The sequence below is a fragment of the Novosphingobium sp. PhB55 genome (assembly GCF_004368805.1).
In the GTDB taxonomy this organism is placed as follows: domain Bacteria; phylum Pseudomonadota; class Alphaproteobacteria; order Sphingomonadales; family Sphingomonadaceae; genus Novosphingobium.
Map to the genome: position 1 here is coordinate 53,624 of NZ_SODQ01000001.1, position 26,320 is coordinate 79,943.

General features: G+C 64.9%; 24 protein-coding genes and 3 tRNA genes. 20 read left to right on the plus strand and 7 right to left on the minus strand.

Features of this window, described 5'->3' with window-relative positions; translation table 11 throughout:
- Positions 1-100: 100 nt before the first annotated feature.
- Complete coding sequence (locus tag EDF57_RS00270; protein WP_134092702.1) at positions 101-748, minus strand: alpha/beta hydrolase; 648 nt, start codon at positions 746-748, stop codon at positions 101-103.
- 243 nt (positions 749-991) lie between these two features.
- Between EDF57_RS00270 and gor the strand changes: the two genes are divergently transcribed.
- From gor to EDF57_RS00320, 10 genes are all read left to right on the plus strand, one after another.
- On the plus strand, positions 992-2,338 hold the full coding sequence (gene gor, locus EDF57_RS00275) for a glutathione-disulfide reductase (RefSeq protein ID WP_134092703.1): 1,347 nt from the start codon (positions 992-994) through the stop codon (positions 2,336-2,338).
- Positions 2,339-2,665: 327 nt separating this feature from the next.
- Positions 2,666-4,192 carry an acyl-CoA carboxylase subunit beta gene (locus EDF57_RS00280; protein ID WP_134092704.1) on the plus strand — a complete coding sequence of 509 codons (1,527 nt, stop codon included), beginning with the start codon at positions 2,666-2,668 and terminating at the stop codon, positions 4,190-4,192.
- Between the two features lie 103 nt (positions 4,193-4,295).
- Positions 4,296-5,477 carry a beta-ketothiolase BktB gene (bktB, locus tag EDF57_RS00285; protein WP_134092705.1) on the plus strand — a complete coding sequence of 394 codons (1,182 nt, stop codon included), beginning with the start codon at positions 4,296-4,298 and terminating at the stop codon, positions 5,475-5,477.
- Positions 5,474-5,911, plus strand: a complete 438-nt coding sequence (gene mce, locus EDF57_RS00290; RefSeq protein WP_134092706.1) for a methylmalonyl-CoA epimerase — start codon at positions 5,474-5,476, stop codon at positions 5,909-5,911. Before bktB ends, mce begins: the two co-directional genes overlap by 4 nt.
- Positions 5,912-5,961: 50 nt before the next feature.
- On the plus strand, positions 5,962-8,112 hold the full coding sequence (scpA, locus tag EDF57_RS00295) for a methylmalonyl-CoA mutase (protein WP_208324765.1): 2,151 nt from the start codon (positions 5,962-5,964) through the stop codon (positions 8,110-8,112).
- Positions 8,113-8,201: 89 nt separating this feature from the next.
- Positions 8,202-9,254 (plus strand): biotin synthase BioB, encoded by a 1,053-nt coding sequence (gene bioB, locus EDF57_RS00300; protein WP_134092708.1) that lies wholly within the window; start codon positions 8,202-8,204, stop codon positions 9,252-9,254.
- A gap of 64 nt (positions 9,255-9,318) precedes the next feature.
- Complete coding sequence (locus tag EDF57_RS00305; RefSeq protein ID WP_279587436.1) at positions 9,319-9,630, plus strand: DUF1311 domain-containing protein; 312 nt, start codon at positions 9,319-9,321, stop codon at positions 9,628-9,630.
- A gap of 230 nt (positions 9,631-9,860) precedes the next feature.
- Positions 9,861-11,885: an acetyl/propionyl/methylcrotonyl-CoA carboxylase subunit alpha gene (locus tag EDF57_RS00310; protein WP_134092710.1), complete on the plus strand. Its 2,025-nt coding sequence runs from the start codon at positions 9,861-9,863 to the stop codon at positions 11,883-11,885.
- A complete protein-coding gene (locus EDF57_RS00315; protein ID WP_134092711.1) occupies positions 11,886-12,257 on the plus strand; it encodes a tRNA-binding protein in 372 nt (123 codons plus the stop codon).
- Complete coding sequence (locus EDF57_RS00320) at positions 12,257-13,039, plus strand: thioesterase family protein (protein ID WP_134092712.1); 783 nt, start codon at positions 12,257-12,259, stop codon at positions 13,037-13,039. Before EDF57_RS00315 ends, EDF57_RS00320 begins: the two co-directional genes overlap by 1 nt.
- 125 nt (positions 13,040-13,164) lie before the next feature.
- Here EDF57_RS00320 and EDF57_RS00325 read toward each other — a convergent pair whose 3' ends face one another.
- The 3 genes from EDF57_RS00325 to EDF57_RS00335 form a co-directional block, all read right to left on the minus strand.
- Positions 13,165-14,559 (minus strand): peptide MFS transporter, encoded by a 1,395-nt coding sequence (locus EDF57_RS00325; protein WP_134092713.1) that lies wholly within the window; start codon positions 14,557-14,559, stop codon positions 13,165-13,167.
- A gap of 343 nt (positions 14,560-14,902) precedes the next feature.
- Entirely contained in the window at positions 14,903-16,015 is a 1,113-nt protein-coding gene (aroB, locus tag EDF57_RS00330; RefSeq protein ID WP_134092714.1) for a 3-dehydroquinate synthase, read from the minus strand.
- Positions 16,006-16,593 carry a shikimate kinase gene (locus EDF57_RS00335; RefSeq protein ID WP_132262242.1) on the minus strand — a complete coding sequence of 196 codons (588 nt, stop codon included), beginning with the start codon at positions 16,591-16,593 and terminating at the stop codon, positions 16,006-16,008. Before EDF57_RS00335 ends, aroB begins: the two co-directional genes overlap by 10 nt.
- A 58-nt stretch (positions 16,594-16,651) precedes the next feature.
- Here EDF57_RS00335 and EDF57_RS25345 point away from each other — a divergent pair, with 58 nt between their 5' ends.
- The 4 genes from EDF57_RS25345 (at position 16,652) to EDF57_RS00350 (ending at position 21,213) form a co-directional block, all read left to right on the plus strand.
- Positions 16,652-16,825, plus strand: coding sequence for a hypothetical protein (locus tag EDF57_RS25345; RefSeq protein WP_166675155.1), 174 nt, complete (start codon positions 16,652-16,654; stop codon positions 16,823-16,825).
- The gene (locus tag EDF57_RS00340) at positions 16,822-18,744 is read left to right on the plus strand and encodes a hypothetical protein (RefSeq protein ID WP_134092715.1); all 1,923 of its coding nucleotides are present in this window, start codon (positions 16,822-16,824) and stop codon (positions 18,742-18,744) included. Before EDF57_RS25345 ends, EDF57_RS00340 begins: the two co-directional genes overlap by 4 nt.
- Before the next feature lie 5 nt (positions 18,745-18,749).
- The gene (locus EDF57_RS00345) at positions 18,750-19,628 is read left to right on the plus strand and encodes a tyrosine recombinase (RefSeq protein WP_132262245.1); all 879 of its coding nucleotides are present in this window, start codon (positions 18,750-18,752) and stop codon (positions 19,626-19,628) included.
- Between the two features lie 79 nt (positions 19,629-19,707).
- A complete protein-coding gene (locus EDF57_RS00350; RefSeq protein WP_134092716.1) occupies positions 19,708-21,213 on the plus strand; it encodes a M48 family metalloprotease in 1,506 nt (501 codons plus the stop codon).
- Between the two features lie 216 nt (positions 21,214-21,429).
- Here the strand turns inward: EDF57_RS00350 and EDF57_RS00355 are convergent, their stop codons facing one another.
- Entirely contained in the window at positions 21,430-21,624 is a 195-nt protein-coding gene (locus tag EDF57_RS00355; protein WP_134092717.1) for a Flp family type IVb pilin, read from the minus strand.
- Positions 21,625-21,750: 126 nt separating this feature from the next.
- Complete coding sequence (locus tag EDF57_RS00360; protein WP_134092718.1) at positions 21,751-21,939, minus strand: Flp family type IVb pilin; 189 nt, start codon at positions 21,937-21,939, stop codon at positions 21,751-21,753.
- A 112-nt stretch (positions 21,940-22,051) separates the two neighbouring features.
- On the opposite strand from EDF57_RS00360, the gene EDF57_RS00365 reads away from it, so the two are divergent.
- The 4 genes from EDF57_RS00365 (at position 22,052) to EDF57_RS00380 (ending at position 22,848) form a co-directional block, all read left to right on the plus strand.
- Positions 22,052-22,489, plus strand: coding sequence for a (deoxy)nucleoside triphosphate pyrophosphohydrolase (locus EDF57_RS00365; RefSeq protein WP_279587435.1), 438 nt, complete (start codon positions 22,052-22,054; stop codon positions 22,487-22,489).
- A gap of 44 nt (positions 22,490-22,533) precedes the next feature.
- Positions 22,534-22,610, plus strand: a tRNA-Arg gene (locus tag EDF57_RS00370).
- 41 nt (positions 22,611-22,651) lie between these two features.
- A tRNA-Arg gene (locus EDF57_RS00375) sits at positions 22,652-22,728 on the plus strand.
- Positions 22,729-22,771: 43 nt separating this feature from the next.
- A tRNA-Arg gene (locus EDF57_RS00380) sits at positions 22,772-22,848 on the plus strand.
- Positions 22,849-23,006: 158 nt separating this feature from the next.
- Here the strand turns inward: EDF57_RS00380 and EDF57_RS00385 are convergent.
- Positions 23,007-23,612 (minus strand): hypothetical protein, encoded by a 606-nt coding sequence (locus tag EDF57_RS00385; RefSeq protein ID WP_132262253.1) that lies wholly within the window; start codon positions 23,610-23,612, stop codon positions 23,007-23,009.
- Between the two features lie 462 nt (positions 23,613-24,074).
- Between EDF57_RS00385 and EDF57_RS00390 the strand changes: the two genes are divergently transcribed.
- Entirely contained in the window at positions 24,075-25,541 is a 1,467-nt protein-coding gene (locus EDF57_RS00390; protein WP_347876944.1) for a phospholipase D-like domain-containing protein, read from the plus strand.
- Positions 25,538-26,146: a GTP cyclohydrolase I FolE gene (folE, locus tag EDF57_RS00395; protein WP_132262257.1), complete on the plus strand. Its 609-nt coding sequence runs from the start codon at positions 25,538-25,540 to the stop codon at positions 26,144-26,146. The genes EDF57_RS00390 and folE overlap by 4 nt, the downstream gene beginning before the upstream one ends.
- Positions 26,147-26,320: the final 174 nt, after the last annotated feature.

Here is a 26,320-nt window from a genome sequence, read left to right on the forward strand (position 1 = left end):
GGGGGGGGCGAGACAAGGCCCCCTGAAATTACGGCTTCATGAGAAACGGGGCAGGCCGCATGGCGACCTGCCCCGTTCTCCATTCCCGGGCCTGTGCGCTTCAGGAACGGTATTCAAGGCCTTCCGACCAATCCGCATGAAGCGGCGTGTGCGCAGGCTGCGGCGAAGCGGCACCTCCGGCCAACTGGCGCAGCAACTGCTTGCCGTCCTCCCAGCTGCCGATCTTCGAATCCGCGTTGATATGGCCGGTATCGCCCGCATCCACGAACTGGCTGCCCCATTGCCGTGCCAGCAGGCGGGCGGTGGGGAAGCCGATCCACGGATCGTTGCGGCTGGCCACGAGGATCGAGGGGAAGGGCAGTTCGTCGCTCGGCGTCGGCGCGAAGCCGTTGAGCCGGTCGTCGCGCGGGAAGAAGTCCACTTCCGGCGGGGCGACCAGCAAGGCGCCGATCACCGGTGAAGACCAGGCGGGCTGCTCGAATTTCGCCCACCAGGCCGTGAGCAGGCATCCCAGGCTATGCGCCACCAGCACCACCGGCCGACCCGCGCGCTGGACCGAGAGGTTCAGGCGGTTGATCCAGGTATTGCGATGCGGTTTTTCCCATAGGCCAAGGTCGACCATCTGGGCATTGTCCATCTCCTCGGCCCAGCGGCGCTGCCAGTGGCCGGGCCCGCTGCCGTCAAGACCGGGGATCAGAAGCACGAGAGGCTCCTGCGGGGATGCGGGATGTTGGTTCGTCTTTGCCATTTCGCTCGTCTCCCGAAACTAGGAGTAGGCCCGCAATGGGGCTTTTGCCGATGTCCGCTGGCGCAGGCTGTCCTGTAGGTATGCGGAACGTGATGCGACTCCGATAAACTCAACTCTTTTAGTTGACAATATCTTTGCGCTCAACGGAGGTCGTGTTCCGACAAAACGTCCGTTGGCAATCGAAGGCACCATGCCCCATATGCGCCGTGCCCGGACGCAAGCCGGCGCAGCAGGAGCAAGTGCATGTCAGAATTCGACTACGATCTCTTCACCATCGGCGCCGGATCGGGCGGCGTCCGCGCCAGCCGGATCGCAGCGGCGCATGGCGCGCGCGTGGCGGTGGCGGAAGAGTACCGGGTCGGCGGCACTTGCGTCATCCGGGGCTGCGTGCCCAAGAAGATGCTCGTCTACGGCGCCCATTTCGCCGAGGATCTGGAAGATGCCCGTCACTTTGGCTGGGAAATCCCGGCCTGCCACTTCGACTGGGTGAAGCTGCGCGACAACGTGCTGGGCGACGTCGACCGGCTCAACGGGATCTACACGCAGACCCTGGAGAACAACAAGGTCGAGATCTTCCACGAGCGCGCCACGATCACCGGCCCGCACGAGATCACGCTGGCGAGCGGCGCGAAGAAGACCGCGAAAGTCATCCTCGTCGCCACCGGCGCGCGGCCCCATGTGCCGTCCTGCCCGGGTCACGAACTGGGCATCACCTCAAACGAGGCGTTCCATCTGGACGCATTGCCGAAGCGCATCCTGATCGCGGGCGCTGGCTATATCGCCAATGAATTTGCCGGCATCTTCCACCAGTTCGGCTCGAAGGTGACCCTGATCAACCGCTCCGACCAGCTTCTGCGCGGTTATGACGAAAGCATGCGCGATCGCCTCCTGCAGATCTCGCTCACCAAGGGCATCGATTTCCGTTTCAATGCCGATTTCAGCGGCATCGAGAAGAATGCCGACGGCTCGCTGACCGTCACGATGACCAACCACGAGCCTCTCGAGGTCGACTGCGTCCTCTTCGCCACCGGCCGCGTGCCGAATGTCGAGGGGCTGGGGCTGGAGAATGTCGGCGTCGCGCTCGATGACAAGAACGCGATCCGGGTCGACGAGCATTCGCGGACCAATGTCGATCACATCTACGCCGTGGGCGATGTCACCAACCGCGTGCAGCTTACCCCGGTGGCGATCCGCGAGGGGCAGGCCTTTGCCGATACCGTATTCGGCAACAAGCCGACCACGCTCGACTACGCCTGCATTCCCTCGGCCGTGTTCAGCCATCCGCCGATCGGCGCCGTGGGCATGACCGAAGCGCAGGCGCGGCAGGAACTCGGATCGGTGGAGATCTACACCAGCGACTTCCGGCCGATGAAGAACGTCATGGCGCACCGCAACGAGCGCTCGCTCTACAAGATGGTCTGCGAAGGCACGACCGGCCGGGTCGTCGGCCTGCACATGATCGGGCCTGACGCACCGGAGATCATCCAGGCCGCCGCGATTGCGGTGAAGGCCGGGCTCACCAAAGCCGATTTCGACGCTACCGTGGCCGTTCACCCGACCATGTCGGAGGAACTGGTGCTCATGAAATAAGGCGGCCGGGCGGGCGGCTTTGCCCGCCACGCGGTCATTGCCGCAATCTGTCGGCCGATCCGCCAAGGCGGAACGAAAGGGCGTCGCCACCGTCGGTTCGGTCGCGGCGCCTTTCGTTTGCCGGTCAGGCCGGGAAAACCCCGCGGCAGCGCGATAACGCGCCGGGACGATCGAACCGCACCCAAACACATCGGTGGGGCGAAATCCGCGCGAACCTGCCACTTTTGTCATTTAACCGATCACTTAAAACTATTGACCTTCCCCCCTCGACCTGCCTAGCAGGGGCAATAATTCGTGCCGCCAAGGTCACTTGCCAAGGGAACCCGGATGTCAGCCAATATCGCCGAAATGGAGAAGCGCCGCGACGCAGCGAAGCTGGGAGGCGGTGAAAAGCGCATTGCCGCGCAGCATGCCAAGGGCAAGCTGACCGCGCGCGAACGCCTCGACATTCTGCTGGACGAAGGCAGCTTCGAGGAATTTGACCTCTACGTCGAACACGACTGCACCGACTTCGGCATGGAAAGCCAGCGTATCCCCGGCGACGGCGTCGTCACCGGATCGGGCACCATCAACGGCCGCCTCGTCTTCGTGTTCAGCCAGGACTTCACCGTGTTCGGCGGTTCGCTGTCGCACCGTCACGCGCAGAAAATCTGCAAGCTGATGGACAATGCGATGAAGGTCGGCGCGCCCGTCATCGGCCTCAACGATTCCGGCGGCGCGCGCATCCAGGAAGGCGTGGCCTCGCTTGGCGGTTATGCCGAAGTGTTCCAGCGCAACGTGCTCGCTTCGGGCGTGGTGCCGCAGCTTTCGCTGATCATGGGTCCCTGCGCGGGCGGCGCGGTCTATTCGCCGGCGATGACGGACTTCATCTTCATGGTGAAGGACAGCTCGTACATGTTCGTTACCGGGCCGGACGTGGTGAAGACGGTCACCAACGAAGTGGTCACGCAGGAAGAACTGGGCGGCGCGATCACGCACTCCAGTAAGACGTCCGTGTCCGACCTCGCGCTGGAAAACGATATCGAGGCGCTGCTGGCGGCACGCGATTTCTTCGACTTCCTGCCGCTCAACAACCGCGAGGAAGTGCCTGAGCGTCCTAGCGCCGATCCCTGGGACCGCGCCGAGGAAAGTCTCGACACCGTCATCCCGCCCTCGGCCAACCAGCCTTACGACATGCATGAGGTGATCCGGAAGACCCTCGACGAGGGTGATTTCTTCGAGGTTCAGCCGCTCCATGCGGGCAATATCATCGTCGGTTTCGGCCGGATCGAGGGTAAGACCGTGGGCGTCGTCGCCAACCAGCCGATGGTGCTGGCGGGCGTGCTCGACATCAATTCCTCGAAGAAGGCCGCGCGTTTCGTGCGCTTCTGCGATGCCTTCAACATCCCGATCATTACTTTCGTGGACGTTCCGGGCTTCCTGCCCGGCACCGACCAGGAGCACAACGGCATCATCAAACACGGCGCCAAGCTGCTGTTCGCCTATGCCGAGGCGACCGTGCCCAAGATCACCGTGATCACCCGCAAGGCCTATGGCGGCGCTTACGACGTTATGGCTTCGAAGCACCTCCGCGGCGATCTCAACTACGCCTGGCCGACTGCCGAAATCGCGGTGATGGGCGCCAAGGGCGCGGTGGAGATCATCTTCCGCGGCCTCTCGCCCGAGGGCATCGCCGAGAAGACCAGGGAATACGAAGACCGCTTCGCCAACCCCTTCGTGGCGGCGAGCCGTGGCTACATCGATGAGGTGATCTACCCGCACTCGACCCGCAAGCGCATCGCGCTGGGTCTGCGCAAGCTGCGGACCAAGAGCCTCGAAAATCCGTGGAAGAAGCACGACAACATTCCGCTTTGATGGCGCATGAGGATCGCGGGACACCTCCTTTTTGAGAGTTCCGCGATCTCTTCCAGGCCGCGAAAGACGGCATGTGTCAGAAGCAAGATTGGGAAGTCAGGTCATGGAAGACATCTACATCGTCAGCGGCGTGCGCACGGCAGTCGGTGACTTCGGCGGTTCGCTGAAGTCGTTCATGCCGTCCGATCTCGGCGGCAAGGTCGTGACCGAGGCACTGGCCCGCGCGGGCGTTTCGCCTGAAGACGTCGGCCATATCGTCATCGGCCAGGTCATGCCCACCAGCGCCAAGGATGAGATGCTCAGCCGCGTGATCGGCATCAATGCCGGCGTGCCGTTCGAAGTGCCCTCGCTGACGCTCAACCGCCTGTGCGGATCGGGCGTGCAGGCGATTGTCTCGGCCGCGCAGATGATGAAGCTGGGCGAGGCGGGGATCACCGTCGCGGGCGGCGCGGAATCGATGTCGAACGTGCCTTATCATGACCACGGCGTGCGCTGGGGCAAGAAGATGGGCGCCAACACGCAGGAAGACGCGCTGACCGTCGGCCTGTCGGACGCCATCGGCGGCTATCACATGGGCATCACGGCGGAGAACGTGGCGGAGCGCCACTGCGTCACCCGCGAGGACATGGATGCGCTCTCCGCGACCAGCCACCAGCGCGCCGCCCGCGCCATCGCGGAAGGCCGCTTCAATGACCAGATCCTTCCCATCGAAGTGAAGACCCGCAAGGGCGTCACCGTGTTCGACACCGACGAGCATGTCCGCGCCGACACCACGGCCGAGACGCTGGCGAGCATGAAGCCTGCCTTCAAGAAGGACGGCGTGGTCACGGCGGGCAACGCTTCGGGCATCAATGACGGCGCTGCCGCAGTGGTGCTGGCGACCGCCTCGGAGGTCGAAAAGCGCGGCCTCAAGCCGATGGCGAAGATCGTCGCCTGGGGCCATGCCGGTGTCGAGCCTGCCTACATGGGCGAAGGCCCGATCAAGGCGGTTCCGGTGGCCCTGAAGCGCGCCGGGCTTTCGCTGGGTCAGATCGACGTGATCGAGAGCAACGAGGCTTTCGCTGCGCAGGCTGCTGCCGTTTCCAAGGTGCTGGGCTTCGATCCGGAGAAGGTGAACCCCAACGGTTCGGGCGTCTCCATCGGCCACCCGGTCGGCGCCACCGGCACGATGCTCGCCATCAAGTGCATGTATGAGCTGAAGCGCACCGGCGGGAAGTACGGCCTAGTAACCATGTGCATCGGCGGCGGGCAGGGCATCGCTCTGGTGCTGGAGAATGTGGCGTGAAGCTGGGTCGTCTCAACCACATCGGCGTCGCCACGCCCGATCTTGACGCCTCGATTGCGTTCTATCGCGAGGTGATGGGCGCTACCGATATTACCGAGCCGTTCGTGCTCGAAAGCCAGCAGGTTCGCGTCTGCTTCGTCAATACGCCGGGCGAGGGTGGCACGGCAGGTACGCAGATCGAACTGCTCCAGCCGACCGCGCCGGACTCGGCCGTGGGCAAGTGGCTGGAGAAGAACCCGCTCGGGGGCCAGCACCACATTTGCTACGAAGTGCCCGACATTCATGCCGCCAAGGCCTGGTTCGAAGGCCTCGGCAAGCGCGTGCTGGGTGAGCCGCGCATGGGCGCGCATGGGACGCTGATCTTCTTCGTCCACCCCAAGGACATGGGCGGTCAGCTTACCGAGATCATGGAAACGCCCAAGGGCGCTCACTGAGAAAAGATTGCGGCCCGCCGCAATGAAGCGGGCCGAAAGGGATGCGGACAATGGCAGACATCAATGACTGGAAGGCGGCCGCCGACAAGGAGGTCAAGGGTAAAGACCTGACCTGGAACACGCCCGAGGGTATTGCGGTGAAGCCGCTCTACACCGCCGAGGACGTGACCGTCGATCCCGGCCTTCCCGGCTTCGCGCCGTTCACGCGCGGCGTGCGCGCGTCGATGTATGCCGGTCGTCCCTGGACCATCCGCCAGTACGCGGGCTTCTCGACGGCAGAGGAATCGAACGCCTTCTATCGCCGCAACCTTGCGGCGGGGCAGAAGGGCCTTTCGGTCGCCTTCGACCTTGCCACGCATCGCGGCTATGACAGCGATCACCCGCGCGTCGTGGGTGACGTGGGCAAGGCCGGCGTCGCCATCGATTCCGTCGAGGATACGAAGATCCTGTTCGACGGCATTCCGCTCGACAAGATGTCGGTCTCTATGACGATGAACGGAGCGGTCATTCCGATCCTGGCCTTCTTCATCGTCGCGGGCGAAGAGCAGGGCGTCGATCGCAAGCTGCTCGACGGGACCATCCAGAACGACATCCTCAAGGAGTTCATGGTCCGCAACACCTACATCTACCCGCCCGAGCCGAGCATGCGGATCATCTCGGATATCTTCGGCTATACCAGCCGCGAGATGCCGAAGTTCAACTCGATCTCGATTTCCGGCTACCATATGCAGGAAGCCGGGGCGACACAGGTGCAGGAACTGGCCTTCACCATCGCGGATGGCGCGGAATACGTGAAGTACGGCGTGGCCTCCGGCCTTGATATCGACAAGTTCGCAGGGAGGCTGTCGTTCTTCTTCGCCATCGGCATGAACTTCTTCATGGAAGTGGCCAAGCTGCGCGCCGCGCGCGTGCTGTGGCACCGGGTGATGACGGAGCTTGGCGCCAAGGACGAGCGTTCGAAGATGCTGCGCACCCACTGCCAGACTTCGGGCGTGAGCTTGCAGGAGCAGGACCCCTACAACAACGTCATCCGCACCACGATCGAGGCGATGGCCTCGATGCTGGGCGGCACCCAGTCGCTGCACACCAACGCGCTGGACGAAGCGATTGCGCTGCCGACCGACTTCTCGGCTCGTATCGCCCGCAATACGCAGATCATCATCCAGGAAGAGACCGGCATGTGCAATGTCGTCGATCCGCTGGGTGGGTCCTACTATATCGAATCGCTGACACAGCAGCTGGTCGACCAGGCCTGGGAGATCATCGAGCGGGTTCAGGCAGAGGGCGGCATGGCCAGGGCCGTCGCCGCCGGCTGGCCCAAGGCGATGATCGAAACCGCCGCAGCCGCCCGTCAGGCCCGGGTGGACCGGGGCGACGACGTGATCGTCGGCGTCAACAAGTACCGTCTCGCCAGCGAAGACCTGCTGGAGACGCTGGAAGTCGACAACGCCAAGGTCCGCGAAGGCCAGATCGCCCGCATCAACAAGATGAAGGCGGAGCGTGACGAGGCCAAGTGTCAGGCCGCTCTGAAGGCGCTGCGCGACGGCGCGGCAGGTGCGTCCAGCGTCGAGAACAACCTCCTCGCGCTCGCCGTCGAGTGCGCCCGCGCCCGCGCCACGCTGGGCGAGATCAGCTCGGCCATGGAAGACAGCTTCCAGCGCTATGGCACCCAGCCGACCCCGGTGAAGGGCGTCTATGCCGCGCCTTACGAGGGCGACAGCCGCTGGCAGCAGGTGCTGGACGGTGTGCAGGCGGTGGAGCGCCGTCTCGGTCGCAAGCCCAAGGTGCTGGTCGCCAAGATGGGCCAGGACGGCCACGATCGCGGCGCCAACGTGATCGCCTCGGCCTTCGGGGACATGGGCTTCGACGTCGTTTCGGGCCCACTGTTCCAGACGCCGGAAGAGACCGTCGTGCTCGCGCTGGACAGCGCGGTCGACGTGGTCGGTGCGTCCAGTCTGGCGGCCGGTCACAAGACGCTGATCCCCGAACTGATCCAGAAACTGCGCGAAGCGGGCCGGAGCGATATCAAGGTGATCGCTGGCGGCGTCATCCCGCCGCAGGACTATGAGTTCCTGCGTAACGCCGGCGTTCAGGGCATCTACGGCCCCGGCACCAACGTCGTCGAATGCGCGGCTGACGTGCTGCGCCTGCTCGGCCACAACATGCCGCCGCTCGGTTCTTCGCTGGAAGCGGCGGAATAAGGATGGTCACGCTGGATCGACGCCGCGCTTGCCCCTATGACCGGGGTTTGGCCGCGCGTCATCCCGCGCGCACTGCCTGAGGAATGACTATGACCGAAACCCCTTCCATCAGCCCCCGTACCGACTGGACCCGTGAGGAAATCGCGGCACTGTTCGACCTGCCGTTCACCGAACTGGTGTTCCGCGCGGCCGAAGTGCACCGTGCCAACCACAAGGCCAACGAAGTGCAGCTTTCCACGCTGCTTTCGATCAAGACCGGCGGCTGCGTGGAAGATTGCGGCTATTGCTCGCAGTCGGTTTCGGCCAACAGCGGCGTCAAGGCGACCAAGCTGATGGAAGTGCAGCAGGTGCTGCAGCGCGCGGCGCAGGCGGCGGACCAGGGCTCCACCCGCTTCTGCATGGGCGCCGCCTGGCGCAACCCCAAGGACCGCGACATGCCCGCCATCATCGAGATGGTGAAGGGCGTGCGCGCGATGGGCATGGAAACCTGCATGACGCTGGGCATGCTGACGCCCGATCAGGCGGACATGCTTTCTGACGCCGGGCTCGACTACTACAACCATAACATCGACACTTCGCCCGAGCGGTACGATCAGGTGATCACCACGCGCACGATGGATGACCGTCTCGACACGCTGTCGAACGTGCGCATGGCGGGCATCAACGTCTGCTCCGGCGGCATCGTCGGCATGGGCGAGACGCGTGCCGACCGCGTGGGTTTCGTCCACACGCTGGCGACCCTTCCGGATCACCCGCAGTCGGTGCCGGTCAACGCGCTGGTTCCCGTGAAGGGCACCGTGCTGGGCGACATGCTGGCCGACACTCCGCTGGCCAAGATCGATGACGTGGAATTCGTGCGCACGGTGGCGGTCGCGCGCATCACCATGCCGCTGTCGATGGTGCGTCTCTCGGCGGGCCGCGAATCGATGTCGGAAATGACGCAGGCGATGTGCTTCATGGCCGGCGCGAACTCGATCTTCACAGGCGACCAGCTGCTCACCGCGCCGAACGCGGGCGACGACAGCGACATGGCGATGTTCGCGCGCCTCGGCATCAAGCCGATGGCCATCGAACTGACCGAGGCGCAAGTCGAAGCCCAGCGCATGCCCAAGGGCTGCGCGAAGCTGGAAGCGGCCGAGTGACCCACGCATGATCCTGCCGATCCTTCTCCTGGCCTCGCAGCCCCCGATCGTTTGCGCCAATGCGATGACGCAGACGGACATGAACGTGTGTTCGTATCGCGACTTCCAGTCCGCCGATCGGCTGATGAACGAGGCTTGGGGGAAGGCGGTGGCCAAGGCGAAAGCTGCCGACAAGCAGGGACCCGTTGGCAATTTCAATCGGCTGCTCGATGCGCAGCGCAAGTGGCTCGCCTGGCGCGACGCCCAGTGCCTTTCGGAGAATGGCCCGCGTGAGGAAAGCGGCACAATCTGGCCGCTTCAGCAGAACGGCTGCCTCAAGGAATTGACCGAGGCGCGCACGAAACAGCTGCGCGCTTATGGGAGCCCGGGGAACTGATGCCCGGCGCTCTCCGCTTGCAAACCCGTCATGCTGAACGCGCTGCAGCATCCATTTCGCGCCTCGGGCCGATGGCCTGTGCGGCGCGATGGACCCTGAAACAAGTTCAGGGAGACGAACGATGAGTGTGCCGGCGGGGATATTCATCCTCGCCGCGACGCTCTGAGCGATGGTTTTGGTGATCGACGCCGGCTTCTTCATGCACGGCGGCTGACTTGGGAGTTACGGGGTTGTTCAAGAAAATCCTCATCGCAAACCGGGGCGAGATTGCCTGCCGCGTGATCAAGACCGCGCGCCGCATGGGCATCCAGACCGTCGCCGTCTATTCCGACGCCGATGCCCGCGCGCCGTTCGTGCAGATGGCCGATGAGGCGGTTCACATCGGTCCCGCGCCCGCTGCGCAGTCCTACCTGATTGCCGACAAGATCATCCAGGCCTGCAAGCAGACCGGCGCCGAAGCGGTGCACCCCGGCTACGGCTTCCTCTCCGAGCGCACCTCCTTCGCCGAAGCGCTGGCCGCAGAGGGCATCGAATTCATTGGGCCTCCCGTTGGCGCGATTGCCGCGATGGGCGACAAGATCGAGTCCAAGAAGCTGGCCAAGCAGGCGGGCGTCAACGTGGTGCCCGGCTTCGTCGGTGAGATCGAGGATACCGAACACGCCGTGCGCATCTCGAACGAGATCGGCTATCCGGTGATGATGAAGGCCAGCGCGGGTGGCGGCGGCAAGGGCATGCGCCTGGCCTACGACGAAAAGGACGTACGCGAGGGCTTCGAAAGCGTGAAGCGCGAAGGCCTCAATTCCTTCGGCGACGACCGCGTCTTCATCGAGAAGTTCATCCTCAATCCGCGCCACATCGAAATCCAGATCCTCGGCGATAAGCACGGCAACATCCTCTACCTGAACGAGCGCGAATGCTCGATCCAGCGCCGCCACCAGAAGGTGGTTGAGGAAGCGCCGTCGCCCTTCGTGACCCCCGCGATGCGCAAGGCGATGGGTGAGCAGTGCGTCGCGCTGTCGCGCGCGGTGGGCTACTATTCGGCAGGCACCGTCGAACTGATCGTCTCGGGCGCGGATGCGACCGGTGAGAGCTTCTATTTCCTCGAAATGAACACCCGTCTTCAGGTGGAGCACCCGGTTACCGAGGCGATCACCGGCGTCGACCTTGTCGAGCAGATGATCCGCGTTGCCGCGGGCGAGAAGCTGGAGATGACGCAGGCGGACGTGAAGATCGATGGCTGGGCCATCGAAAACCGCGTCTACGCCGAAGACCCCTATCGCGGCTTCCTGCCCTCGACCGGCCGCTTGGTGCGCTATCAGCCGCCGGTGGACGGCTGGGATGACGACGGCGCCGAGAACGGCCGTCGCGGCATCGATGGCATCCGCGTGGATGACGGCGTCTACGAAGGCGGCGAAGTTTCGATGTTCTACGATCCGATGATCGCCAAGCTCATCACCTGGGGCGAAACTCGCGACGAAGCCGCCGACAAGCAAGTGGCCGCGCTCGACCTGTTCGAGATCGAGGGCCTTGGCCACAACATCGATTTCGTCTCGGCCATCATGCAGCACCCGCGCTTCCGCTCGGGCGAACTGACCACGGGCTTCATCGCCGAGGAATATCCCGAAGGCTTCACCGGCGCGCCCGCGTCGGAGGACCTCAAGAGCAAGCTGGCTGCCGTCGCCGCTTTCGTCGCCACCGCGCGGGCGGACCGGGCGCGCCGGGTCGACGGGCAACTGGCGCCGCATCGCCTGTCGCCGCCCTCGGAATGGACCGTCACCATCGACAAGGCGGCCTACGAAGTCGTCATCGACGACGAGGACGTCACGGTGAACGGCGCCTTTGTCGAACTGGCAATGGAATACACCCCCGGTGACCGGCTGATCGAAGCCGAGATCGATGGCGAGGCCATCGGCATCCGCGTCGCACCGACGCGCACGGGCCTCAGGATGACCACGCGCGGCTGCATCCATAATGTGCAAATCCTGCCCAGCCGCGTGGCTTCGCTCAGCAAGCACATGATCGAAAAGATCCCGCCGGATCTCTCGAAGTTCCTGATCTGCCCGATGCCGGGCCTGCTTGTCGCGCTTCATGTGGGCGAGGGGGACAAGGTCGAGGCCGGCCAGCCGCTGGCCGTCGTCGAAGCCATGAAGATGGAAAACATCCTGCGCGCCGAGAAGTCGGGCGTAGTGAAGGCGGTCAATGCCAAGGCAGGCGAAAGCCTTGCGGTGGACGCCGTCATCCTCGAAATGGAATAAATGCACCTGGACCACGACCCCGCCGCGCCCGCGGCCGAGCAAGTCAGCTTCGACGACTTCCTGAAAGTGGACATCCGCGTCGGCACAATCGTCGCGGCGGAAGTCTACGAGGGCGCGCGCAAGCCGAGCCTTAAATTGCGGATCGATTTCGGTCCCGGCATCGGCGAGCGCAAGAGCGTGGGGCAAGTCGCCGCGCTCTATTCTCCCGAAGGATTGATCGGCCGGCAGGTGGCGGCGGTCGTGAACTTTCCCTCGCGCCAGATCGGCAAGGCCGTGTCGGAGGCGCTGACGCTCGGCTTCGCGGACGAGGAGGGCCGGGTGGTCCTTTTCGCACCGGACCAGCCGGTGCCCAACGGTTCGAGGTTGTTCTGATGACGGGGTTTGCTGCGCTTCTGGCGAGCGCGGAGGAGATCGAGGGCGGTTTCGTTTTCGATATCACCGAAGACTGGCTTCAGGGCCGCACCGCTTACGGCGGGCTGACTTCGGCGGTTGCGCTGGCGGCGGCGCAGCGGCTCGATCCCGAATTGCCGCCGCTGCGTTCCGGCCAGTTCGCGATGATCGCGCCGCTGGCGGGCCGCGTGGAAGCGCGGGCGCGGATCGTGCGCAGGGGGCGCAATGCCACCTGGGTTGCCGCCGAGCTTGCGAACGAGAAGGGCGTGGGTTTCACCGCCAGTTTCGTGTTCATGCGCCAGATCGAGAGCGCGGCGGATATCGCCGGCTATCCGATGCCGGAGGGCGTGAACCCGGTGGCCGATGCCAGGCCGGTGCCGCTGGACGTGGCGCCCGAATTTCTGAAGCGAAACTTCGATGCGCGCTTCGCCTTGCCGAAATCGGCGCTGGGCGAGGCGGATATGTGCTGGTGGGTGCGGCTGAAAGAGCGCGACGGTCTCGATCCGGCGCTGGAAGCGGTGCTGGTCGGCGATGCCTTGCCGACGGCGGTGCTGCCGCTGCTCAATTTCCGCGTGCCGATCAGTTCGATGCACTGGCACATCAATCTGCTGGAACCGGCGCCGGTCACCGAGGACGGCTGGTGGATGCTGCGCACCACCAGCGCATTTGCGCGGGACGGCGGGGCCAGTGAGCATATTCTCCAGTGGAGCGCTGCGGGCGCGCCGGTGATTGCGGGGATGCAGTCGGTGGCGGTTTTCGGCTGAGTTGCCCAGCCCATTTCGTCACCTGCAAGGAGGCGCGGCCCACGAAGCAATCCGGAGCGGCGTAAACCGCCCTGGATCGCTTCGCTAAGTGCGCGATGACGAAAGTCGGGTGGCGTCCTGCCTTGTCAGGCTGGCGCCGGCTCACCTGCCAGGGTCTTGCCCAGCGCGATCTTGAAGGCCGAGAACGCGATCAGGCCGACGGCTGCGGCAGCGACGTGGATCAGCCAGAACGACACGGTGTCCATCGAGGAATACCAGCCGCCCACTTCGCCCACGATCTTGTTGGCGCCGAAGAAGGCCAGGTAATAGATGCCGACGACCGTTGCGTTGAGCGCGCGCGGCGCGATCTTGGTGAAGAGCGCGAGGCTTACCGGCATGATGTGCGCGAAGCCGATCGAATTGAACAAGTGGAACATGACCGGCCAGAACAGGCCGATCCTGGCGTCCCCGGCCGTTGCGGCGGCGATGACCAGGCATGACCCGCCGATGATCGAGAAGACCGAGCCGATGATCATCTTGCCCAGTTCGTCGGGCTCGCGGCCGGTACGATCTGCGTACCACTTCCAGAAGGCGGCGACGGCCACCAGCATGGAGAAGCTGAGGGTCGCATCCACGGTGATCATCCAGCTCGTCGGCAGGGTGGTGCCGAAGAAAGTCAGCTGGAACTTGGCGTCAGCCCATACGAGATAGGCGTTGAAGATCTCCTGGTTGGTCATCATCGCGATGGCGAGCACCGGCACCAGCACGGCCAGCGCGCCGAGGCGCGGCCAGTCGCCGCGGGCGAGACGTGAGCGGGGTGTCTTGTCGCCCTTAGCCGCGCGGTTGTCGGCGGGCAGCCAGTGCCCGGCCTTGAGATAGATGACGAGACCCAGCACCATGACGATCCCGGCCGTGCCGAAGCCGTAGTGCCAGCCCACTTCTTCGCCCAGCGTGCCCGCGATCAGCGGCGCGACGATCACCGAGACGTTGATGGCGATGTAGAAGATCTGGAACGCCATGGCGCGGCGCAAGTCGCCGGGCTTGTAGAGTTCGCCGACCTGGCTGGCGATATTGCCCTTGAACAGGCCGACGCCGACCACTAGCGAGATCAGGGCGAAAAGGAACATGCCCTCGAACGCCATGAGGAAGTGGCCGAGCGACATGACCACGGCGCCCGCGATCAGGGTGGCCTTGCGGCCCAGCCAGCGGTCCGCGACGATGCCGCCCAAGATCGGGGTCAGGTAGACGAGCGAGGTGTAGTCACCGAAGATCGCCGAAGCCAGCGGCTGTCCCTCCAGCCCGGCGTAGTGCCAGCCGCGCAGCCAGGACAGGCCGGCGACTTTGCCGACGTTCTCCGGCAGCAGCAGGTACTTGACCATGTAGAGCACGAGCAGGGTTTGCATCGAATAGTACGAGAAGCGCTCGCATCCCTCGACGAAGGAGAGATAGCCCAGGCCCTTGGGGTGGCCCAGGAATGCGCGGTCGTTGCGCTCGATTTCCTCGGGGAAGTCGAGTTCGGGAGTGGCTTCGGAAAGTGTCATGGCGGTCTGGTGCGGCCCGGTACTTTTGTTATCCAAGCGCGCACCATAGTGGCGCGTCATGGTAATGTCACGTCAGGCAAAGGATTGCGCGGCCCGCGAGGCCCAAGCGCCTCTCTCCAAACGGGAAAAGGCGACAGACCCGATCGACCTGTCGCCTTCCCGTACGCCCCCGGACCTCCCAAAAAAGGGTTTGCGATCGGCGCCACATTCCCGCGTGGCGGGACAGAATTAGAACGTGCGGAAAGGCATCGGGTTTCGGCAGTCACCGCGCGCGAGGCACGGGACATCGGAACATTTGCGCGTGAAATCAGTCGGTCGGGCGCGGATATGCGCCGAAGGCCGATCAGTCCGGGCGGGCGAGTTCCTCGTCGAGGAAGGCGGCGACGTCCTCCAGCGACACCTGCTTGTCGAGGTAGGTCTGGCCGATTCCCTTGAGCAGCAGGAAGGGCAGGGTGCCCGCGTCCATCTTCTTGTCATGGAGCATGTGATCGACAAGGCGGGCGCCGTCGCAGTCCAGACCCAGCCGCGCAAGCCCGGCAGGCAGGCCGATCTCCCCGATATGACGGGCGATATGCTCGGCGCTGGCGCGCGGCATGAGTTCGCGGCGCGCGGAATAGCGTGCGGCCAGCACCATGCCGAGCGCCACGCCTTCGCCGTGGAGCAGGCGGTCGGAAAAGCCGGTCTCGGCTTCCAGCGCATGGCCGAACGTGTGGCCGAGATTGAGCAGCGCGCGCTTGCCGGTGGTCTCGAACTCATCCTCGGCAACGATGCGGGCCTTGCTCGCCACGGAATGGGCCACCGCATATTCGCGCAACTGGCTGTCGCCGGCGATCATGGCGGCCGCGTTGGTGTCGCACCAGGCGAAGAAGTCGGCATCGTCGATGAGGCCGTACTTCACCACTTCGGCATAACCGGCCAGGAAGTCTCGCTCTGGCAGCGTTTCCAGCGCGGAGAGGTCGGCCAGGACGAGCGAAGGCTGGTGGAAGGCGCCGACGAGGTTCTTGCCGGCGGGCGTGTTGATCGCGGTCTTGCCGCCCACGCTCGAATCGACCTGGGCCAGCAGCGTGGTCGGCACCTGGATGAACTTGCAGCCGCGCTTGAGCACGGCGGCACAGAAGCCGGTGAGATCGCCGATGACACCGCCGCCCAGCGCGAGGATGTGATCGCCGCGCTCCACTTCCAGTGAGAGCAGCCAGTTCACGGTGGCGGCCAGTTCTTCCCAGGACTTGATGGCCTCTCCGGCGGGCAGGATGCGCCAGTGCGGCTCATGGCCGTTTTCGCGCAGGCTGGCCTCTACCACGGCGCCCCAGGCGGCGTGGACATTGACGTCGGTGATGATCGGCACGCCGCGCTTGCGCAGGAGGCCGCGGCACTGCGGGACCAGTTCGGCCAGGAGGCCGGCGCCGACGCGCACTTCGTAAGGGCGGCCGGCGATATCGACGGGGATTACAGCCATTGCGAAATTCCCTGCAGGACGTTGTTGATCGTCTGGACGTGCGGCCCGCTGTGACTGAGCACATGGATCGGGGCCTGCGAATAGTGCGGCCGCCGGTCGTCACGCAGCCTGCCGAGGATCTCGTGCGGGTCGCCGCCCTTGAGCAGGGGGCGGTTGTCCTTGCGCGCGGTGCGCTCGACCAGGGTTTCCACTTCGCTGTCGAGCCAGACCGTGATGGCCTTGTCCAGGATCAGCTGCCGCGTGATCTCGTTGCAGAAAGCGCCGCCGCCCGTGGCGATCACGCAGCGTCCGACCCTGGAATCCGGCCCGGATTCAATGAGGCGGGAGATCACCCGGCGCTCGCCGTCGCGGAAATAGGATTCGCCGTAGGTTTCGAAGATTTCCGGGATGGTCATCTGCGCGGAACGCTCGATTTCCTCATCCGCGTCCACGAAAGGACATTCGAGAAGCGTCGCGAGCCGCTTGCCCACGCTGGACTTGCCCACGCCCATCATACCCACCAGCACGATGGGGCGATCGATGCGCCGCGCGAGTGCGGCAATTTCCTGCGCGGAAAACCGGGTTTGTTGAACGTCCATTGCTCCATCGCCTATAGTTGCGCTAGGTCGCAGCGCAAGCATCGGTGAAGGAAGGCGAGTGACGATACAAAAACGCAGGCGCAAGTTCTCAGGCGTGGCTGCCGTTTCCATCGTCGCTCCGGTGGCAGTCCTGGGGGCGGTCCTGTTGGGCGCCTGGGCATGGTCGGATGGCGGCCGTTCGCCGGTGCGCGATATCGTCGAGCCGATTCCGGTGCCGGAGCTGCCCCGATGAGCCTGGGTGTAAGGTCCTGGCATCTGCTGGCCGGCGTTTCGCTGACGCTGACTTCGGTATGGGCAGTGGCGCAGGATGCGCCCGAATCGCTGCTGCCGAAGATGTTCGACGAACCGCCCGCGCGCGCCACACCCAGCGCCGCGCCTGCTGCGCCGCCGCGGCCGTCCAGTCGCCCGGCGGCAAGCCCTTCGGCTGCCGCACCGGCATCGCCGTCGAGCGCGCCGCGCTCGGTATCGACCCCGGTGATCCAGGCCTTGCCGGTGGAGGATGCGCCGAGCTTCCCCACCAGCGGCTTCGTGACGACCGACGCCAGCGGCAAGAGCACGCTCACGCGCATGCCCACGCTTGAAGAACTGCAGGGCATGTCGCCCGAGGCCTTCGAACAGTTGCTGACCGACAAGCTAGATCTCGACATGCCGGCGGGCGCTCGCCGCTCGATGGAGCAGATCGGTCTGGTCGACGAGAGCGAGGGCGGGATGGCCGCAGCTTCGCTCTCCGCCCAGAACCCCTATCTGGTGCAGACCGCCATCGCCGCCAATCGCGGGGCGCTGGTCTCGCGCTGGGGGCATATCCTGCTGCGCCGCGCGCTCGCCTCGCGGCTCCAGGCGCCGCCGGGCATGAGCCCGCAGCAATTCCTCGGCCTTCGCGTAGGCCTGCTGATTCGAATGGGCGAAACGGATGCCGCCCGCGCGGTCCTGCAGGGGCTGGATATCTCGAACTTCACGCCGGGTATTACCCGCGAGGCTTTCGACATCTACCAGCGCACGGCCGATTTCACCGGCATGTGCCCGGTGCTCTCGATCCAGGGCATGCAGGACGACACTGCCGAATGGAGCGCCGCGCAGTCGATCTGCGATGCCTTCCGGGGCAGCGGCGCCGCCGCGCTCGCCCGGCTGGAGCGGGCCCGCGTCAGCGGCAAGATGCCGCGGATCGATTCGCTGCTCGCGCAGAAGTACGCCGGCGCTGCGGGACGCTCACGCAAGGCCGTGACGATCGAGTGGGACGGTGTCGATACGATGACGCCCTGGCGCTACGGCCTGGCGATCGGCGTCGGTCTCACCCCGCCCGATAGCGCCATGTCCGGCGCCGGGCGGATGTACGACTATGCCACCGCCCTTGCGCCGATGGTCGGCCTGGAGCGCCGGGCCATTGCCGCCGACCGGGCGGCGGCCAGCGGCGTGCTTTCCAATGCCGCGATGGTCGACCTCTATTCGCAGGTCTATGCCGATCTCGAAGTGACCGGCGAATGGCAGAAGCGCGCAGAAAGCCTGCGCGATGCCTATACGCTGGAAGCGCCCGGAGCGCGCCTTTCCGCGATGCAGAACCTCTGGACCGGCACGACCGGAGAGGCTGCCTATGCCCGCCAGGTGCTTACCGCCGCAGCCGCAGCGCGCATCGCGCCGAGCAAGGACATGGAGGACGATGCCGCTGCGCTGATCGCCTCGATGCTCTCGGCGGGTTACGACACCAATGCGCTGGCCTGGTCGCCGATCGTGGCGTCGGGCAGCGAGGGCTGGGGCCTGCTGACGCTCGCTGCGCCGGGCCGTATCCGGGCCGTGGATTCGGGCGCGGTGGATACCTATTACGGGGCCGACGACAGCCAGAACAAGCGCCGCAGCGCTTTCCTTGTCGCCGGACTTGCCGGACTGGGCCGGATCGATGAAGGCGCGGCCTCGCGCTATTCGGGCGACTGGGGCATGCAGCTGGACAGCGCGACCCGTTTCACCGCCGCCATCGACAAGGCGGCCACGGACGGCGATGCCGCCAGCGTTGCCCTGCTGGTCGGTCTCGGCATGCAGGGCAGCAGTTGGCAGCGGATGACGCCGCGTTACCTCTACCACATCGTCTCTGCGCTTCGCACGGTCGGCCTCGATGCCGAGGCGAGGATGATCGCCGCGGAAGCCGTGGCACGGGCCTGACCGGAATGGCGGGCGGAAGCCACGCCGAACGGTTCCTGGCGATGCTGGCGGCCGAACGCGGGGCCGCGGCCAACACGCTCGCCGCCTATCGGCGCGATCTTGCGGCCGCCGAGGCGGTGCTGGGCGATCTTGCCGCTGCCGACGGCGATTCGCTGGCCGGGCTGGGAGAGGCCTGGACCGGGCTCGCGGCATCCAGCCTTTCGCGCCGCTGTTCGGCGCTCCGGCAATTCTATGGCTTCCTGGTGGACGAGGGCCTGCGTGCAGACGATCCCTCGGGTTCGCTGCCGCGTCCCCGCACGCGCAGGCCCTTGCCGCGTCTGCTTTCGCATGCGGAAGTGGAGCGGTTCCTGGCCACGGCCGAGGCAGAGGCGGCGGGAGAGCGCTCCGACGCGGTGCGACTGCTGGCTCTTTTGGAATTGCTCTATGGCTCGGGCCTGCGGGCCACCGAACTCGTTTCGCTGCCCGTCGCCGCGGTGCCGCGCGATGCGCCTTTCCTGCATGTGACGGGGAAGGGCGGGCAGCAGCGCATGGTGCCGGTGAGCGGCCGTGCGCGCATGGTGCTTTCGCGGTGGCTGGCGGTACGGCGCGGCACGTCGAAATTCCTGTTCCCCTCCACCGGGGAAAGCGGCCATCTGACGCGGGTGCGCCTGTTTCAATTGCTGCGGGCGCTGGCGGTGCGCGCGGAGATCGATCCTACGCGCGTTTCTCCGCATGTTCTGCGCCATGCCTTTGCGACGCATCTGCTCGAAGGCGGGGCGGACCTGCGCGTTCTGCAGATGCTGCTGGGGCATGCGGATATCGCGACGACCCAGATCTACACGCATGTCGACAGCGCGCGGCTGGTGGCGCTGGTAAACGCGCGCCATCCACTGGCGCGCGGCTGAGCGGAGGGAACCTCGCATTATCCTTCCCGTTGCTTCACGGGAGAAACGCGAAGAATTGCCATCGTCCGAGGGGAAGAAGATGTCTGCATACCAACCGGTTCGGGCGCTCAGGGGCGCTTTCGCCGCGACTTGCGCGGGCGCCGCGCTGCTGGCCCTGGCGCCAAGCACGACAGGCGTTGCCGTCGCCGCCGCGGCCCGCCCGGCCACTGTCAACGCCATCAGCCGTGCCGACAAGGCGGAAGGCGCCAAGGCGCACCCGGATCTCCTCGCCGAATTCGGCGGCGCCGTGACCGGCCCTCAGGCCAGTTATGTCGAGCAGGTCGGCAAGAACATCGCCATCCAGTCCGGCCTTTCGAACGCGCGCGGCGACTTTACCGTCACGTTGCTGAACTCGCCGGTGAACAATGCCTTCGCGATCCCGGGCGGCTATATCTACGTCACCCGCCAGCTCACGGCCCTGATGAACAACGAGGCGGAACTGGCCGGGGTGCTCGGGCATGAGGTCGGTCATGTCGCCGCACGGCATTCGGCCAAGCGACAGGAAGCCGCCTCGCGCAACCAGTTGCTGGGCGTGCTGGGGTCCTTGCTGTCGGGCGTCCTGCTGGGGGACAGCGCTTTCGGCAGGCTGGGGCAACAACTGGCCTCACAGGGATCGCAAATGCTGACGCTGAAATATTCGCGCAGTCAGGAACTGGAAGCGGACCGGCTTGGCATCACTTACCTCAAGCGGGCGGGCTACGATCCGCGGGCCATGGCGACCGTGCTGGATAGCCTCGCGCGCCAGACGGCCCTGGAGGCGCAATTGCGCGGCACATCGAATCAGGTTCCGCAGTGGGCCTCGACGCACCCGGACCCGGCTTCCCGCGTGCGCGATGCGCAGGCCCAGGCAGGCGCATCGGCGACGGGCATGACCAACCGCGACGAATTTCTCACCCGGATCGATGGTCTGGTCTACGGCGATGATCCCAAGCAGGGAATCATCGACGGCAACCGTTTCACCCATCCCGAGCTGCGCCTGGCGTTCCAGGCGCCCGAGGGGTTCTACCTCGTGAACGGAACCCAGGCGGTTTCGATCAACGGCGATTCGGGGAAGGCGCAGTTCTCGGGCGGTCCGATGGGGATGGGGCTGGACGCTTATATCCAGACGGTGTTTTCCAGCCTCACCGAATCAGGCCAGGCGCGGATCGTGCCGTCCAGCATCGAGAGCGCGAACGTGAACGGCATTCCGGCGGCCTATGGCGTGGCGCAAGTGCAGGCGTCCAGCGGTCCGGTGGATGTAGCCGTGTTCGCCTACGACTTCGGCGGGGGCAAGGCCTATCACTTCCTGACGATCACGCGCGTCGGCGGCGCGGGCGCGTTCAACGCGATGTTCAAGAGCATGCGCCGGATTTCCGCAGGCGAGGCGGGCCAGGTCAAGCCGCGAAGGCTGGCGGTCGTGACTGTAAAGGCTGGCGACACCGTGCAGTCGCTGGCATCGCGCATGGCGTACAGCGATGGGGCCGTGGAGCGGTTTCTGGTGCTCAACGGACTGGGGAGCGGTGCGCGGCTGGCTCCGGGGCAGAGGGTGAAGCTGGTGACTTATTGAAGCCTGGTTTCGGTAATTGCCGGCGTTGTCTTGAACGCGATTCAGGACATGTGCTGCACAAGACACCGCGGTTTATGGCCTGCCATGGATCCTGAAAACAAGTTCAGGATGACGTCGACTAAGGTTGATCGCGGCGTTGGCCTCAAACATACGACTTATAAAAAAGGGCGGCAGGTTTCCCTGCCGCCCTTAAATCACACGGAGTGAGGTTTTGTTTTATTCGCCGCCGGGCGTCGTTGCCTTGTTGCCTTCGGCGATCGAATTCGACGTCTTGGTAAAGGTCGTGTTGAGCTGCGAGCCCAGGCCCTGCATGGCGGCGATCGCGGCGACGGCGATCAGAGCGGCGATCAGGCCGTATTCGATTGCGGTGGCGCCTTCTTCGTTGCGGCGCAGCTTGGCGAGAAACTTCATATCATGTCTCCTGAATGAAAGCAGTCTTGTGTACCCGGTCCGCCCCGCCAGGCACTCGCTTCGGCGCTTTGGACAGATTGGGATCTAAGCTGGAAGTGTTGAAAAAAACTTAAACAGAGAAAGTAATTACTGACCGGATGTAGCCGCTGCAGACTTGTCGCTGACGGATGTCCACAGGGCGATCGTTTCCGATGCAAGGCTGTTGAGCGCGACAAGTATGGCGAGCACGATCATGGCCAGAATCAGGCCATACTCTATTGCAGTGGCGCCATCTTCATCTCGAAGAAGGCGGGCAAGAAATGATGATTCTGTCATGAATACTTGCAATGCCCCCAATCATTTATTGAATTAGAGGCTTAGCGTTAAAGAGTTCCTAAAGGAGGGCGTTTCCCTGGAAAATTTCCTTACACCCTTGCTGGTCGTCGCCGTGGCTCTGCTACGCGCGGACGGGCGCGTGCTGATGCAGCAGCGGGCTCTGGCGTCGCAGCACGGCGGGCTCTGGGAGTTCCCCGGCGGCAAGGTTGAGGCAGGCGAGACGCCCGAGATGGCTGCCGCGCGAGAGCTGCATGAAGAGCTGGGCGTGGCGCTGGCGCCGGAAGCGCTCATGCCGGTGGGCTTCGCGAGCGGGCCGGGGAGCCTGCCGTCCGGAGACGAGGCTGCCAACGTCGGGGCCAAGAGCGGGGGCGGCCGTGCGATCGTCATTCTTCTTTATGCGTGCCGTGCCTGGGAGGGCGAGCCGGAGGCCCATGAGGCCGAAGCGCTGGGCTGGTACATGCCCGGCGAGATCCCGGGTCTCGACATGCCGCCGCTCGACTATCCGCTTGCCGCAGCCTTATCCACAATCTTGGCGCAGAACGCGATATAGGCGTTGACGGCAAGGCGAAGCGCTCCTATTGGCGCCTCTCCAACGCGCCCGTAGCTCAGCTGGATAGAGCATCAGACTACGAATCTGAGGGTCGGACGTTCGAATCGTTCCGGGCGCACCATTCTCCTTCGGGGCATGGTCTTTGGTTGGAGAATGAAATTTGCGCCCGTAGCTCAGCTGGATAGAGCATCAGACTACGAATCTGAGGGTCGGACGTTCGAATCGTTCCGGGCGCACCATTCTCTCCTTCGGCAGGGAATGGAACCACATAGGGCAAATTGTGCGCCCGTAGCTCAGCTGGATAGAGCATCAGACTACGAATCTGAGGGTCGGGCGTTCGAATCGCTCCGGGCGCACCACTTGCACCAATGCACTGAAAACCCCGCGGAGCCTGGCTCCAGCGGGGTTTTTCGTATCCGCGATGACAGGCGGGCTGAGAGGCTGGAGCAAGCTGAAACGAAAAAGGCCGGAAACGCAGCTGCGCTCCCGGCCTTTCGATCAGATTGCCCTCAGGCGATTACTGGCCGCTGGGGGTCTCGCCCGCGGCGGCAGTGGCCGAGGGAGCCGCCTGGGCATCCGCACCCGGCTGGCCGCCGGCGCTGGCCTGCAGCTGCGAGTTGAACGCCGTGGAGGTCATGCCGAGCGTCAGCGACTTGTCTGCGCCGAGCCCGAAGTAGGACTTCTTGAGCTGGGCGACCGAGCCGTTGTTGAGCGCCACGAAGACGTCGTCGCCTTCGACCTTGCTCACGGTGCCGAGAACGACGCCGTCGCTGCTCTTGATCGGCTTGTCGGCCACGAAGGCGGTGGCGAGTTCGGCGCTGCTCTCAGCCTTGGCGCCGTTCACGGCGGCTTCGAGGTCGGCCTTGTTCATGCCGATGGTCAGGCCCTTTTCGCGCATGGCGAAGGCGGTGCCGGGCAGGCCGGCGCGGGCCGTGCCGGTGTTTACGGTGACGACACCGTTCTGGACCGCTTCCACGGTACCGACTTCGGAGCCATCGGGGGCATAGACCTTGGCACCTACCGTCGGGGCGGCGGTGGCGGCAGCAGCCGTGCCCTGAGCCATGACGGTCACCGGGGACAAGGTCGCGGCGGCGATCGCGGCGGCGATGAGAGATTTCTTCATGGCATACTCCTTCTCGATGCGGGAACCGACCCAACGGTTCCGGCTCGGAGGCTTCCGACGCGCAATCGCTGCGGAAGCGTGAATGGTGGTCCGGAAAATTCACGACCCGGACGATTTGTTCCAACCCGAAAGTTGGAAGCCCGTTCCGCGTGGGTTAGCACTGGGAAGGAACGGACTTTGACGGTGCATGTTGCACACTTGCAACGGAATGGCCGCTGAACGGTGCCGGATCAACCGTCAAAGGGGCTCTTTTTTACGGTGAAGTGGCGGAAATCGGCCATTCGCAGGTTTCAGGGGCGGCGGGTCGTGTCACATGTCGGACAAATGCCCTTCGGAACATCCCTCGATCTCAACCCTTGATCGCGGGCGACGGCTGATCCAGCAAGGTAAGTGATGATACAAAACTCGGCTAACGGGGGAGGCCAGGACCCAGCGGCTTCGCCATCGGTCTGGCGCTACGCCATGGCGACGCGCGCCTATGTGGTGATCGACGCGGCCGACTATTTCGAACTGATGCGCGGCGTGATGGAGGAAGCCCGGCAACGCATCTTCCTGATCGGCTGGGATTTCGATTCGCGGATCCTGCTCGCCTCGGGCCGCCGCTGGTGGCAACGCGGGCGGCGCCAGAAATTTCCCGCGCGGCTCGGTTCCTTCATCATCTGGCTGGTCAAGTCGAACCCCCGGCTGGAGATCCTGCTGCTCAAGTGGAACATCTCGCTGGTGAAGTCGCTCTTTCGCGGGACGATGGTCTTCGACCTGGTCCGCTGGGCGTTGCAGGCGCGAATCGATTTCAAGTTCGACGGCGCGCATCCGATCGGCTGCAGTCACCATCAGAAAATCGTGGTGGTGGACGATGTCTTCGCGGCGTGCGGTGGTATCGACATGACTTCCGATCGCTGGGACACGCCGGATCATCTGCCCAAGGACCCTCGGCGCCGCCGCCCGACCGGAGGGCTCTATGGCCCCTGGCACGACGTGACGATGGTGATGGAGGGCGAAGTGGCCGCCGCGCTGGGCGAATTGGGGCGCGAGCGCTGGAAGGTTGCGGGCGGTGCGGAGATCGCGCCTTGCGTGCCGCAGGACTTCAGCCCCTGGCCTGACAAGCTCCGCGCCGAATTCGAGGATGTGGAGGTCGGCATTGCCCGGACCCGCGCCGAATATGGCGAGTGCCCCCAGGTCAGCGAGATCGAGGCCCTGTTCGTGGAGCAGATCCGCCGCGCCCGCCGCTTCGTCTATGCCGAAACTCAGTATTTCGCCTCGCGCGCGATAGCCGAGGCGATCTGCGAACGGCTGCTGGAAGACGATCCGCCGGAGTTCCTGATCGTCAATCCGCTGACGGCGGACGGCTGGCTGGAGCAGGTGGCGATGGATACCGCGCGCGTCGAACTGGTGCGGACGCTGGGCGAGGCGGACCATGCCGGTCGTTTCCGCATCTACTACCCGGTCGCCGCGGACGGCACGCCGATCTATGTCCATGCCAAGCTCATGATCATCGATGACGAAGTGCTGCGGGTGGGTTCGGCCAACATGAATAACCGTTCGATGGGGCTCGATTCCGAATGCGATGTCTTCATCGATGCGGCGCGCCCTGCCAACGCCCATGTGTCGCCGGCGATCGCGGGTTTGCGCCATCGCCTGCTCGCCGAGCATTGCGGCGTGACCGAAGAGACCATCGCCGAGGCGCTGGATCGCCATGGCTCGATGCTGGCGGCGGTCGAAAGCCTTGTGCCCACGGGCAAACATCTGGAACCCTTGCCCTTGAAACATCTCTCCGAAGCTGAAAGAGCGCTGGGTGAAAGTGCTCTGCTCGACCCGGAACGACCCGGAGAGATGTTCGAGCCGATCGAGCGGCGCGGTCTCTTCCGCCGCAAGGGGCAGCTCATGCGGCTGCGCCTCATGGACAGATTGCGAAGGAGTAAGAAGGGATGAGCAGCCTTGACGGTCCCGACGAGGACAACCCGCTGGGCAAGCCGGCCGTCCCCGACCATGTGCAGCAGGCCATCCGCACGCTGATCGAGTGGGCCGGAGACGATCCCGCGCGCGAAGGGCTGATCGATACGCCCAAGCGCGTGGCCCGCGCCTGGAAGGAATATTGCCAGGGCTATGGCGAGGATCCGGCGATCCACCTCAGCCGCGTGTTCGAGGAAGTGGGCGGCTATGACGAAGTGGTGCTGCTGAAGGACATTCCCTTCCAGTCGCACTGCGAACACCACATGGCGCCGATCATCGGCAAGGCGGCGATCGCCTATCTGCCCAAGGACCATGTCGTGGGCATTTCCAAGCTGGCCCGCGTGCTGCACGGTTTCGCGCGCCGCCTCCAGATCCAGGAACGGCTGACCGCCGAAGTGGCGCAGTGCATCTGGGACCATCTCCAGCCGCAGGGCGTGGCGGTGGTGATCGAGGCCAGCCATGCCTGCATGACCGCGCGCGGCGTGCGTACGCCGGGCGTCAGCATGATCACCAGCCGCATGATGGGGACTTTCCTCGACGACGAACGCAGCCGCAAGGAAGTGCTCAGCCTGATGGGCTACTGAGCCGGGCATTTCGGCCACGCTGAGCGCGGCCTTGTCCGGTGCCAACGTTCGGGATAGCCGTCCGAACCCGATTATCCCCGCTTCCGCAGCGCAGGGGGCTTGAACAGCCTCTCGCGCTGCGGTGAAGGAAAGCGCGTGCCATGCAGGTGATGGGCATGCGCGGGGCATGAGCCG